The following is a 12,085-nucleotide window of genomic DNA, read 5'->3' as shown; positions in this document are numbered from 1 at the left end:
AGCTCCCATCGTCTAGCGGTCTAGGACGTCGCCCTCTCACGGCGAAAACAGGGGTTCGAGTCCCCTTGGGAGCGCCAGGGCCGGGGATGTCCCTGATTCAGTTCTGCGACAGGTCAGCGCGCGAGCGGGCCGCATGTCGCGGGCATCGCGAACGGGGCTCGATCGTCGATCATGGCTGTCCTGCATCGCGGTCCTGATTGAAGGGTCACAATCCGGCATGCCCGCGTCGTCTCGGGCGCGGCGGGCGCTCGCGATGCACATGACGGCCTCCGACGCATCGTCCATCCGGACGACCGCGTCACGCTCGCCCCTTCCGGCAGATGAAGCGCGCCGACAGCCTCGTCTACTATCGCGGCCGCTGGCCCGACGGCGAGGTTCCGGCCGCGACCACTGCCCATCACTCATCGACGGCCCCCTGAGAGACGTCTTTCCGGATGCCGCGCTCGCGGAGATCTCGAAGCGCGAATTCGAAGACGCATGGGACAAGGGCGTCGATACGCCGTTCTGGTTCGTCCGCTGATCGTGGGCGCCGGCAGGCTGCAAAGCCGGATCATGCCGACGTGCTACCCGTGTCCCGCGACCCGATCCGTGCCGAGGCCTCGCTGCCGAGGTACGCTGCCCCAGGGCGATGATCGACCGATGGCGGCCGCTGAGCGAGGCGCAGCCACGCCGCCCGCGAGCCCGACCGAAGCCCGTGCGGCACGTCGGCCCCGGGCGCTGCGGTCCGCACCCTCAGCCTTGCAGGCGCTCGAAGCGGAACGGCCGATGCCCGTCCTCGAAAACCCGCATGTCGACCGTCCACAGGCCGCCGTCGTCGCCGTGCAGGGTGAAGAGGAGCGAGTAGGCGATCGGCGCCGCGTCGGGGTGGCCGCGAAAATCGATCTCGTCCAGCCACCAACGCTCATCGGCGCTGCCGCAGGCCTTCTGCCTGTCCACGAAGGTGTCGAGGTAGGTCGACGCCGCGTCCTGCAGGGCCGGCAGCGACTCGCTCACCATGTCGGCCACCGCCGCCTGCGCCCGGCTCGCCTCGCCGTTCTCGTCGCTCAGGTAGACGCGGACGTGGTCGATCCGGCCGACCCACCCGGCAGGACCCATGCGCGTGACGCTCAATCCCACCGCGTCATCTCCGGACTCGCCCCTCAATGGTCGTGGGCGTGCTCCGGCAGCGTCAACCCGAAATGCGCAACCAGATCCTGCACCTGGGCCGGGGTGAGGTGGCGCGGGTTGAGGTTGCGCAGGAGCAGGTAGAGCTTGGCGGTCTCCTCCAGCTCCTCGGTGGCGAACACCGCCGCCTCCAGGGTGTCGCCGGCCACCACCGGGCCGTGATTGGCGAGCAGCACCGAGGAGTACTTGCCGGCAAGCCCCCGGATCGCGTCCGCCACCGCCGGATCGCCGGGTCGGTAGTAGGGCACCAGCGCCACCGCGCCGGCCCGCATCAGGCTGTAGGGGGTGAGCGGCGGCAGCACCGCGCGGGGGTCGATCTCCGGCAGCATCGAGACGGCCACCGCATGGGTCGAGTGCAGGTGGACGATCGCCCGCGCCTCGGCCCGGCTGTCGTACAGGGCGCCGTGGAGCGGGATCTCCTTGGTGGGCTTGTCGCCCGAGAGGAGCCGCCCGTCGCGGTCGAGGCGGGAGATCCGGGCGGGGTCGAGGAAGCCGAGGGAGGCGTTGGTCGGCGTCACCAGCCAGCCGCCGTCGTCGAGCCTGAGCGAGATGTTGCCCGACGAGCCGGGCGTCAGGCCGCGCTCGAACAGCGAGCGCCCGAAGCGGCAGATCGCCTCGCGCAAGGAGGCTTCGCTCAGAGTCGATACATCCGTCACGCCGTCGCTCCCTCGATCAGCTCGAAGCCGAGATCCACCACCGTCGCCGGCCCGCCGGCGCAGAGGAGCCGCGCCGCCGTCGCGCCCGCCTCGACCCGCGGGGTGCGGATGGTGGCCAGCGGCTGCGGCATCAGCCGGCCGACGTCGAGGCCGTTATAGCCGAACAGGGCGAGCCGCCCCGGCACCGGGAGGCCGGCCGACAGGCAGTGGAAGTAGCCGCCGAGCGCCATGTCGTCGTTGGAGAAGTAGGCCGCGTCGAGATCCGGCGACCGGGCGAGCAGGGCGGCGAGACCCTGCCGGCCGGCCTCGACCGAGGACGGGGCGGCGACCCGCTCCTCGCCGGCGAGCGCCAGGCCGGCCTGGGCCAGGGCGTCCCGGAATCCGGCGTAGCGCTTGGCGGCGCGCCGGTCCTTGGTCAGGTCGTGGCCGATATAGCCGATGCGGCGGTAGCCGCGGCCGGCGAGGTGGCGGGCGCTGGTCTCGCCGGCGGCGCGGTTGGAGTAGCCGACCACGATGTCGAGCCCCGGCCCGTCGATGTCGAGGAGCTCGGCCACCCGCACGCCGCTGGCGATGAGCCGGCGCCGCGTGCCCGGATTGTGCTCGAGCCCGGTGACGATCAGCCCGGCCGGGCGCCAGCTCAGGAGCGAGCCGACCACCGCCTCCTCGCGGTCCTGGTCGTAGTCGGTGACGGCGATGACCGACTGGAACCCCTCCTGCTCCAGCGCCGCGGTCGCGCCGCGCAGGAGGTCCGGGAAGACGATGTTGGTGAGCGAGGGGATCACGATGCCGATCAGCCGCGAGCCCGTCGAGGCCAGCGTGCCGGCGATGCGGTTCGGCACGTAGCCGAGGCGGGCCACCGCGGCCTCGACCCGGGCCCGGGTCTTCTCCGAGAACGAGCCGTGGCTGCGCAGGACCCGCGACACCGTGCTCTCCCCGACCCGCGCCTCGCGGGCGACGTCGGCCAGGGTGATCGGGCGCCGGCCGGCGCCGTCCCGCGGCGCCTCGTCCTCGGACGCGAAGGTCCGGTTGCCGCCCTCGTCCATTCGTCCTCCCGTCCCACCCGGCACCGTGTCGCCGGTGCTCGTGCGCCGAGCCTGCGACGCTTCGCATGCCTGCCGCGCTCGGCTTGCCTGCAGCGCTCGGGCAAGCCACGATGTCATGGTTCCACGGCCGGCTCAACGGACCCATGGTCCGGATTGGCAGCGCTGCCAAAAGTTGCTAGAGCGTGGGACAACGGCGCGGCGCCAGATCGCGCGGTCACGGGTCGCGCGGCGGCCCGCAGGAGGAAACGGCATGAGCGACACCCCCGCCCGCGTCGCGGTGATCGGACTCGGCTCGATGGGCTACGGCATGGCGCAGGCCCTGCGCCGGGCCGGCCTGGATGTCGCCGGCAGCGACGTCGATCCCGCCTCCGTGGCGCGCTTCTCCGCCGAGGGCGGGCGCGGCGCCGCGAGCCCGGCGGAGGCCGTGGCGCAGGCCGCCATCGTGGTCTGCGTCGTCGTCAACGCGGCCCAGACCGAGGCGGTGCTGTTCGGGCCCGACGGCGTCGCCGCGGCGATGCCGGAGGGCGCGGTGTTCGTCTCCTGCGCCACCATGGACCCGGAGATTGCCCGCCGTCTCGCCGCCCGGCTCGAGGCCACCGGCCGGCACTACCTCGACGCGCCGATCAGCGGCGGCGCCCAGCGCGCAGCGCAGGGCGAGTTGACCATCCTGGCCTCGGGCAGCCGGGACGCCTTCGCGCGGGCCAAGCCGGCCCTCGACGCCATGGCGGCCAAGCTCTACGAGCTCGGCGACGCCGCCGGCCAGGGCGCGGCGTTCAAGATGATCAACCAGCTGCTCGCCGGCGTGCACATCGCGGCGGCCAGCGAGGCGATGGCCTTCGCCGCCCGCCAGGGCCTCGATCTCCGTCGCGTCTACGAGGTGATCACGGCCTCGGCCGGTAATTCCTGGATGTTCGAGAACCGGATGCCGCACGTGCTGGACGGCGACTACGCGCCCCGCAGCGCCGTCGACATCTTCGTCAAGGATCTCGGCATCGTGCAGGACATGGCGCGCAGCCAGAAGTTCCCGGTGCCGGTGGCGGCCGCGGCCCTGCAGATGTTCCTGATGGCCGCCGGCGCCGGCATGGGCCGCGACGACGACGCCTCGGTCGCCAGGATCTACGCCCAGGTGACCGGCACGGCCCTGCCGGGCGGGGCGGGGTAGAGCGTTCACTTCCGAATAGACCGAACTGACACCCTCCAGGTCATTCCGGGGCCGCGAAAGCGGAGCCCGGAATCCAGACACTCAGGCCGTCGAGAAGGCGGAGTGCGTTCCGCTCTCTCCTGTAGCGTCCGCGGTTCTGGATCCCGGGCTCCGCTTTCGCGGCCCCGGGATGACCCTGAGAGTTGGTAAGGCTGAGTGCCCACGATCGGCCGGCGACGCCGGACGGTCGAGACAAGCCCGCCAGGGCACCGGCGCCGGCGCGCCGATCAAGGGAGGACCTTCATGCCGCGCTTCGCCGCGAACCTGACCCTGATGTTCACCGAGGTGCCATTCCTCGACCGCTTCGCCGAGGCCGCGCAGGCCGGGTTCGAGGCGGTCGAGTTCCTGTTCCCCTACGAGCACCCGCCCGAGGCGATCGGCGAGCGGCTCGAACGCCACGGCCTGACGCAGGCCCTGTTCAACCTGCCCCCGGGCGACTGGGCGGGGGGCGAGCGGGGCCTTGCGGCCTTGCCGGAGCGGTTCGAGGAGCTGAAGGCCGGCGTCGAGACGGCGCTCGCCTACGCCCGCGCCACCCGCGTGAAGCGCCTGCACCTGATGGCCGGGATGGCCGACCGCACCGATCCGAAGGCGCAGGATTCCTATCGCCGGGCCGTCGCCTGGACGGCGGAGCGCTTGGGGACGGAAGGCCTCGACCTCGTGCTCGAGCCGATCAACGCCCGCAACATGCCGGGCTACTTCCTCAACGATTTCGGGTACGCCGCCGACCTGATCCGCGACGTGAACCGGCCGAACCTGAAGCTGCAGTTCGACCTCTACCACTGCCAGATCCTGCACGGCGACGTGACCATGCGCTTACGCGCGCTGATGCCGATCGTCGGCCACGTCCAGACCGCGAGCGTGCCGGAGCGGCACGAGCCCGGCAGCGGCGAGATGAACGACGCCTTCCTGTTCGCCGAGCTCGACCGCCTCGGCTACGACGGCTTCATCGGCTGCGAGTACAACCCGCGGGCCGGCACGCGCGAGGGGCTCGGCTGGTTCGCCCCCTACAAGGGAGCACGCGCATCATGACCCTGGCGCTGGGCTGCATCGCCGACGACTACACCGGGGCCTCCGACCTCGCCAACACCCTGACCAAGGCGGGCCTGCGCACGGTCCAGACCATCGGGGTGCCGGCGGCAGACCTCGCCCTGCCCGAGGTCGACGCCGTGGTGGTCTCGCTCAAGAGCCGGTCGATCCCGGCGGACGAGGCGGTGGCGCGCTCGCGCGAGGCCGCCGCATGGCTGAACGCCCGGGGCGCCGGCCACCTGCTGTTCAAGGTCTGCTCGACCTTCGATTCGACCGATGCGGGCAATATCGGCCCGGTGACCGACGCCCTGCGGGAGGATGCCGGCGAGGCGATCGCCCTCGTCACCCCGGCCTTCCCGGAGACCGCCCGCACCGTCTATCTCGGCCACCTCTTCGTCGGCACGGTGCCGCTCGCCGAGAGCCCGCTCAAGGACCATCCCCTCAACCCGATGCGGGATTCGAACCTCGTGCGGGTGCTCGCGCGCCAGAGCCGGGGGCAGGTCGGGCTGGTCGATCTCGCGACGGTGGCGAACGGAGCCGAGGCGGTGAGCGCCCGGCTCGACGCCCTCGCCCGCGAGGGCAAGGGCGCGGCCATCGCCGACGCGGTGCTCGACCGCGACCTCGCGGTGCTGGGCGCCGCCGCCCTCACCCGAAAGGTCTCGACCGGCGCCTCGGGCCTCGGCCTCGGCCTCGCCCGCGCCCTGGTGGCGGCCGGCCGCGTCGCACCGAGGGCGGCCGAGGCCGATCTCGGACCCGCCATCGGCGGCCCGGCGGCCTGCCTCGCCGGCAGCTGCTCGCAGGCCACCCTCGGGCAGATCGCCCGGGCCGAGGCCGCGATGCCGGTGCGCCGCCTCGATCCCGCGCGTCTGCTCGCCGGCGAGGACGAGGCCGGCGCGGCCCTCACCTGGGCCATGGAGCGGATCGGCGCCGGTCCGGTGCTGATTGCCAGCAGCGCCGGGCCCGAGGCGGTGGCGAAGGTCCAGGCCCGCTACGGCCGCGACGCCGCCGGCCACGCCATCGAGGCCGCGATGGCGCGGATCGCCGAGGGACTGGTGGCCCGCGGGGTGCGCCGCCTGGTGGTGGCGGGGGGCGAGACCTCGGGAGCCGTGGTCGACCGCCTCGGCCTCCCGGCCTTCCGGGTCGGCCCGGAGATCGCCGCCGGCGTGCCGGTCCTGCGCACCACCGACCGGGACATGTGGCTGGCGCTCAAGTCGGGCAATTTCGGCGGGCCGGACTTCTTCGCCGACGCGCTGCGGCTGATGCCGTAGGGCGGCCGGCTTGGCCGACAGGTACAGCCACTGAAACTCCCACGCACCCTTTCCGGGCCCGGATAAGGGGTGGGAGACGAGGATCACGGCTCAGGCTGAATCTCCGCCTCCTCCCCCTCCGGCGATACGGCCGGCGAAGCCGGTGTCGGCCCAGGCGCCGCACCCGGCACCGGAGCGAGGGGTGCCGGCGGAGCAGGCGCCTTCACCGGCGCCGGCCGCCACGGCCGCGTCTCCCCCGGCCGCTTGGCCGTTTCGACCACGACGCCGTCCGCCGCGAATCGCAGGGTCGTCGACCCGTGCGCCGCCAGGAATTTTCGGTCGAGCACGTAAGTCGCCGCGCAACCCGGCGGCGCTTCGAGCCGGGTGACCACCACGGTGGCGCGGGCGCAATCCTCGGAAAACGCGCGCTTGTCGCGCACCAGCGCCACGCTCACGCCGCCGGGCCCGTGGGCAACGCAGCCGAGCTTGTCGCAGCGGGCGCCCGCGGTGAGGCCGGGATCGTCGCGGGAGCGGCCGTCGCCGTCGGCCTTCAGCCATTGCTCGAGCACGAAGGCGGGGGGCTTGCCCAGCACGACGAGGCGCCCGTCGGCGCCGCGCAGGGCCGCACCTCCGCCCTCGCGGTCGACGTAGAGGTCGCGGCGCTCCGGCGTCGCCGCGAGGGCGAGGCCGAGGAGGCCGGGGGCGAGGCCGAGCCAGCGCAGGCCGGAGGCCGGCAGCACGAGCAGCAGCAGCGCCACCGTCATCAGCCCGAGGGCGCCCGGGCCGAAGGCCGGCACCACGACGGTGGCGCGGTCGAAGCCCTGGATCCAGGCCGAGATGTCGAGCATGCCGCGCACGGCGAGGCCCATCGCCCACCAGACCGGCCGGTCGAGGGCGAACGGATGGGCGAGGATGCCGAGCACCGCCGCCGGCATCACCACGAGCGAGACGAGCGGCAGGGTCAGCGCGTTGCCGACGAGGCCGAAGGGCTGCACGGTCTGGAAGTGGTAGGTGGCGAAGGGCGCGGTGGCGACCTGCGCGACCAGCGTGGTGGCGAGTGTGCCGACGACCGTGGCGAGGCCCCAGGCGAGCGCGCGGGTGACGGGGCCGCCGCCCTCCGGGTTCCACAGGCGCCCCTCGATCAGCCGGGCGCAGGCGACGAGCCCCGCCACCGCCCCGAACGACATCTGGAAGCTCGGCCCGAGCAGCCCCTCGGGCTCGCGGGCGAGCGAGATCAGCGCCGCGATCGCCAAGTTGCGCAGGCTGAGCGCCGGCCGGTCGACCAGGATCGCGCCCAGCATCACCAGGGTCATCACCAGCGAGCGCTCGGCGGCGAGGTCCCAGCCGGAGAAGGCGCAGTAGCCGGTGACCGCGAGCATCGCGAGGAGCGCCGCCATCTTCTTGATCGGCCAGGCCAGCGCCAGCCCCGGCACGATGGCGAGGAGCGCCCGGACGAGCCAGAACACCACGCCGGCGGCCAGCACCATGTGGAGACCGGAGATCGACACGACGTGGTAGATGCCCGCCGCCCGCAGGGTCTCGTTGGTGTCCTGGTCGATCAGCCCGCGCTTGCCGGTGACGAGGGCCGCCGCCACCGCGCCGGATTGCGTGATGCCGGCTTGAGCGACGCCACCCTGGCCGCCATTGGCCTCGGCGATGCGGCGGGTCAGCGCGTTGCGGGCCTCGTCGAGCCCGGCGGCGAGCCTCAACGACAGCGGCGCCGGCTCGGGCGGGGCCTTGACGGCGGCGGAACCGAGGAGCGAGCCGACGGCGCCGATGCCGCGGAAATACGCGTCGCGGGAGAAGTCGTAGCCGCCGGGCCGCGCCGGCTCCGGCGGCGGCAGCAGGCGGGCCTTGGCCTCGATGTAGTCGCCCGGCCGCAAGCCGTCGGCGCGCCGGTAGGAGACCCGCACCCGGGCCGGGCGCTCGGCGGCCGGCATCTCGCCGAGGCGGATGACCCGCACCACCAGGCGCGCGCCCTCCTCGCGCTCCTCCAGCGCCTCGACGAAGCCGTGGAGCGGCGCGATCACCGTGCGGGTGAGCGCCGGCGCGGCGACGCTGGCGGCCCGGTAGGCGGCGGCGCCGAAGCCCAGGAACACGAAGGCCGCCCCGAGGAGGAGCGCCGGCGCCACCGCCCGGGCCCGGAGCCAGGCGGCCATTGCCGCGAGCACGAGGCCGGCACTGAGGGGCGCCGCCAGGACCGGCGGCCCGTCCGCGACGGTGAGGAACAAGAGCGCCCCGGCTCCGAAGGCCACCGCCAGCCAGGGAAACAGGCGGCGCTGCGCCGCCTCCGCGGCGAGCCCGGCGGAGAACCAGGCGCCGAGGCGGGGCAGCCGCAGCCCGGGCACCGACAGCGCGCCGGCGGCGCGCGCCACGACCCCCGTTCCTGCGCCCGGCCCCGCCATGCTGCGCCCTGATGCGACGAGCCTGCGCGCAACCGCCGCTCCCCGGGGCTCCGCCGCGACGGCGCGGTCCGGGTGACGGTTTCTTAACGGCTCGTCCCGCGCATGCTACAGGACCGCACGCCGGCGGGTCGACTCGGACGACCCTGCCCTGACGGCCCCGGCCACACCGTTTTTCCCGCTCTCACCCGGTTCTCGTCGCGCATGTCCTCCGTCGTCACCCGCTTTGCCCCGTCGCCCACGGGCTTCCTCCACATCGGCGGGGGTCGCACGGCCTTGTTCAACTGGCTGTACGCGCGCCGGCACGGCGGCCGGATGCTGCTGCGCATCGAGGACACCGACCGCGAGCGCTCGACGCAGGGAGCCATCGACGCGATCCTCGACGGGCTGAACTGGCTCGGCCTCGATTGGGACGGCGACGTGGTCTACCAGTTCGCCCGCGCGCCCCGGCACCGGGAGGTGGCGGAGGGGCTGCTCGCCGCCGGCCGGGCCTATTACTGCTACGCCAGCCCCGAGGAGCTGGCGGAGATGCGCGAGAGCGCCCGGCGCGAGGGCCGGCCGATCCGCTACGACGGCCGCTGGCGCGACCGCGATCCGTCCGAGGCCCCCGCCGGCGTCAAGCCGGTGATCCGCCTGCGCGCGCCGACCGACGGCGAGACCGTGGTCGAGGACGCGGTGCAGGGCCGGGTGGTGTGGCAGAACAAGGACCTCGACGACCTCGTGCTGCTGCGCTCGGACGGCACGCCGACCTACATGCTGGCGGTGGTGGTGGACGACCACGACATGGGCGTGACCCACGTCATCCGCGGTGACGACCACCTGACCAACGCGGCGCGCCAGACCCAGATCTACCAGGCGCTCGGCTGGACCGTGCCGAACATGTCGCACATCCCGCTGATCCACGGGCCGGACGGCGCCAAGCTCTCGAAGCGCCACGGGGCGCTCGGCGTCGATGCCTACCGAGACCTCGGCTACCTGCCCGCGGCCCTGCGCAACTACCTGGTGCGCCTCGGCTGGAGCCACGGCGACCAGGAGATTTTCTCCACCGAGGAGATGATCGCTGCCTTCGACCTCGCCCAGGTCGGCCGCTCGCCGGCCCGGTTCGACTTCGCCAAGCTCGAGAACCTCAACGGGCACTACATCCGCTCGTCCTCCGACGAGGCCCTCGTCGCGGCGATCGAGGCGATCCTGCCGACGCAAGGCGCGCGCTGGGGCCTGTCCGCTCCCCTCGATCCGGCCCTGCGGGACAAGTTCATCGCCGCGATGCCGGGGCTCAAGGAGCGGGCCAAGACCCTGATCGAGCTCGTCGACAGCGCCTACTACCTCTACGCTCCGCGCCCCCTCGCCCTCGACGAGAAGGCCACCGGTCTCCTCGGCAATGGCGGCCGCGAGCGGCTCGCCGGCGCCCTGCCCCACCTCGAATCCCTGGACGAGTGGACCGCCGCCGCGACCGAGGGTGCGGTGCGGCGCTTCGCCGAGAGCGCCGGCGTCAAGCTCGGGCAGGTGGCCCAGCCCCTGCGGGCCGCGCTCACCGGCCGGGCGACCTCGCCGCCGCTCTTCGACGTGATGGCGGTGCTGGGCCGCGAGGAGAGCCTCGGGCGCCTGCGCGAGCAGGTTGCGGCCTGACGCACAACTCCACCGCGCACCCCGCGAATCCGCTTCGCGGGGGGCGATCCGATGACCCATGAACACAAACTGAATTCTGTCACCCGGGCGGGGGGCCGCGGTTGATGCCGGTGCGTCGATCCGCTAACCCGGACGGCGAGTGAGCACCCGCAGCAAAGTCGCCGCCCTGCCCCGGGGGCCGCGGTCGTCACGCGCCGACGCTCAGTCTCGTTGATGGAAAGGGTCCACAACCCCATGAGCCTCCCCACCAGCACCCTCACGGTGAACGGCCGCGCGGTCGAGATGCCCACCAAGGCCGGCACGATCGGCCCGAGCGTCATCGACATCAGCAAGCTCTACGCACAGACCGGCCAGTTCACCTACGACCCGGGCTTCACCTCGACGGCGTCCTGCGAGTCGAAGATCACCTACATCGACGGTGACGAGGGCGTGCTCCTGTACCGGGGCTACCCGATCGAGCAGCTGGCCGAGCACGGCGACTTCCTCGAGACCTGCTACCTGCTGCTGTACGGCGAGCTGCCGACCGCGGCCCAGAAGGCCGACTTCGACTACCGCGTCACGCGCCACACCATGGTGCATGACCAGATGAACCGGTTCTTCCAGGGCTTCCGCCGCGACGCCCACCCGATGGCCGTCATGGTGGCCTCGGTCGGCGCGCTCTCGGCCTTCTATCACGACTCGACCGACATCACGGACGAGAAGCAGCGCATGATCGCCTCCATGCGCATGATCGCCAAGATGCCGACGCTCGCGGCCATGGCGTACAAGTACACGATCGGCCAGCCGTTCATCTATCCGAAAAACGACCTCGACTACACCTCGAACTTCCTGCGGATGTGCTTCGCGGTGCCGTGCGAGGAGTACCAGGCCAACCCGGTTCTGTCGCGCGCGCTCGACCGGATCTTCATCCTGCACGCCGACCACGAGCAGAACGCCTCGACCTCGACGGTCCGGCTCGCCGGCTCCTCGGGCGCCAACCCCTTCGCCTGCATCGCGGCCGGCATCGCCTGCCTGTGGGGGCCTGCGCACGGCGGCGCCAACGAGGCGGCGCTGAAGATGCTGGCCGAGATCGGCACGCCGGAGCGCGTCTCCGAGTACGTCGCCAAGGCCAAGGACAAGAACGATCCCTTCCGCCTGATGGGCTTCGGTCACCGGGTCTACAAGAACTACGACCCGCGCGCCCGCATCATGCAGAAGACCACCCACGAGGTGCTGAGCGAGCTCGGTATCAAGGACGACCCGCTGCTCGACGTCGCGATGGAGCTGGAGCAGATCGCCCTCAAGGACGAGTACTTCATCGAGAAGAAGCTCTACCCGAACATCGATTTCTACTCGGGTATCACCCTGAAGGCGATGGGCTTCCCGACCTCGATGTTCACGGTGCTGTTCGCGCTCGCCCGCACCGTCGGCTGGATCAGCCAGTGGGCGGAGATGATCGAGGACCCGTCCCAGAAGATCGGCCGTCCGCGCCAGCTCTATACGGGTGCGCCGAAGCGCGATTACGTGACGATGGCCCAGCGCGGCTGAAATCTAGACATCGGAAAATGAGAACGGGCGGCACGCGAGTGCCGCCCGTTTCTTTTTATGCCGCCGGACTCAAAAAAAACCGCCCCCTTTCCCGGACGACTGAAGCGTCAGCGAAAGGAGATCCGGGATCCAGCAATTAGAACTTCGCGGAGCGACCGAACTTCTGCAACGTTGCAGAGCTGGAGCCGCTTCG

General features: G+C 72.3%; 10 protein-coding genes and 1 tRNA gene. 7 read left to right on the top strand and 4 right to left on the bottom strand.

Annotated elements, in window-relative coordinates:
• The first annotated feature begins 1 nt into the window (after position 1).
• Positions 2-77: transfer RNA gene (locus tag VQ02_RS23295), tRNA-Glu, on the top strand.
• Between the two features lie 56 nt (positions 78-133).
• On the top strand, positions 134-520 hold the full coding sequence (locus tag VQ02_RS37475; RefSeq protein WP_157080764.1) for a hypothetical protein: 387 nt from the start codon (positions 134-136) through the stop codon (positions 518-520).
• Between the two features lie 212 nt (positions 521-732).
• Here VQ02_RS37475 and VQ02_RS23290 read toward each other — a convergent pair whose 3' ends face one another.
• The 3 genes from VQ02_RS23290 to VQ02_RS23280 are packed head-to-tail and all read right to left on the bottom strand — an operon-like array spanning position 733 to position 2,863.
• Positions 733-1,095, bottom strand: coding sequence for a hypothetical protein (locus VQ02_RS23290; protein WP_048446609.1), 363 nt, complete (start codon positions 1,093-1,095; stop codon positions 733-735).
• A gap of 44 nt (positions 1,096-1,139) precedes the next feature.
• Positions 1,140-1,802, bottom strand: coding sequence for a 3-oxo-tetronate 4-phosphate decarboxylase (gene otnC / locus VQ02_RS23285; protein WP_048446613.1), 663 nt, complete (start codon positions 1,800-1,802; stop codon positions 1,140-1,142).
• A 14-nt stretch (positions 1,803-1,816) separates the two neighbouring features.
• Positions 1,817-2,863 carry a LacI family DNA-binding transcriptional regulator gene (locus VQ02_RS23280; protein ID WP_048446608.1) on the bottom strand — a complete coding sequence of 349 codons (1,047 nt, stop codon included), beginning with the start codon at positions 2,861-2,863 and terminating at the stop codon, positions 1,817-1,819.
• Positions 2,864-2,978: 115 nt separating this feature from the next.
• On the opposite strand from VQ02_RS23280, the gene ltnD reads away from it, so the two are divergent.
• The 3 genes from ltnD to otnK all read left to right on the top strand — a co-directional run bounded on the left by ltnD (position 2,979) and on the right by otnK (position 6,358).
• Positions 2,979-4,025: an L-threonate dehydrogenase gene (gene ltnD / locus VQ02_RS23275; protein WP_083469394.1), complete on the top strand. Its 1,047-nt coding sequence runs from the start codon at positions 2,979-2,981 to the stop codon at positions 4,023-4,025.
• Positions 4,026-4,307: 282 nt separating this feature from the next.
• Positions 4,308-5,093: a 2-oxo-tetronate isomerase gene (gene otnI, locus VQ02_RS23270; protein WP_048446606.1), complete on the top strand. Its 786-nt coding sequence runs from the start codon at positions 4,308-4,310 to the stop codon at positions 5,091-5,093.
• Positions 5,090-6,358 (top strand): 3-oxo-tetronate kinase, encoded by a 1,269-nt coding sequence (gene otnK / locus VQ02_RS23265; RefSeq protein ID WP_048446605.1) that lies wholly within the window; start codon positions 5,090-5,092, stop codon positions 6,356-6,358. The genes otnI and otnK overlap by 4 nt, the downstream gene beginning before the upstream one ends.
• Positions 6,359-6,441: 83 nt before the next feature.
• On the opposite strand, the gene VQ02_RS23260 is transcribed toward otnK, so the two are convergent.
• Entirely contained in the window at positions 6,442-8,742 is a 2,301-nt protein-coding gene (locus VQ02_RS23260; protein ID WP_048446604.1) for a ComEC/Rec2 family competence protein, read from the bottom strand.
• 201 nt (positions 8,743-8,943) lie between these two features.
• On the opposite strand from VQ02_RS23260, the gene gltX reads away from it, so the two are divergent.
• Entirely contained in the window at positions 8,944-10,365 is a 1,422-nt protein-coding gene (gene gltX, locus VQ02_RS23255) for a glutamate--tRNA ligase (protein ID WP_048446603.1), read from the top strand.
• Between the two features lie 234 nt (positions 10,366-10,599).
• On the top strand, positions 10,600-11,892 hold the full coding sequence (gene gltA / locus VQ02_RS23250) for a citrate synthase (RefSeq protein ID WP_048446602.1): 1,293 nt from the start codon (positions 10,600-10,602) through the stop codon (positions 11,890-11,892).
• The last annotated feature ends 193 nt before the right edge of the window (positions 11,893-12,085 follow it).

It is taken from the genome of Methylobacterium variabile (assembly GCF_001043975.1).
Lineage (GTDB): Bacteria > Pseudomonadota > Alphaproteobacteria > Rhizobiales > Beijerinckiaceae > Methylobacterium > Methylobacterium variabile.
This window is presented reverse-complemented; position numbering and strand designations above follow the sequence as displayed.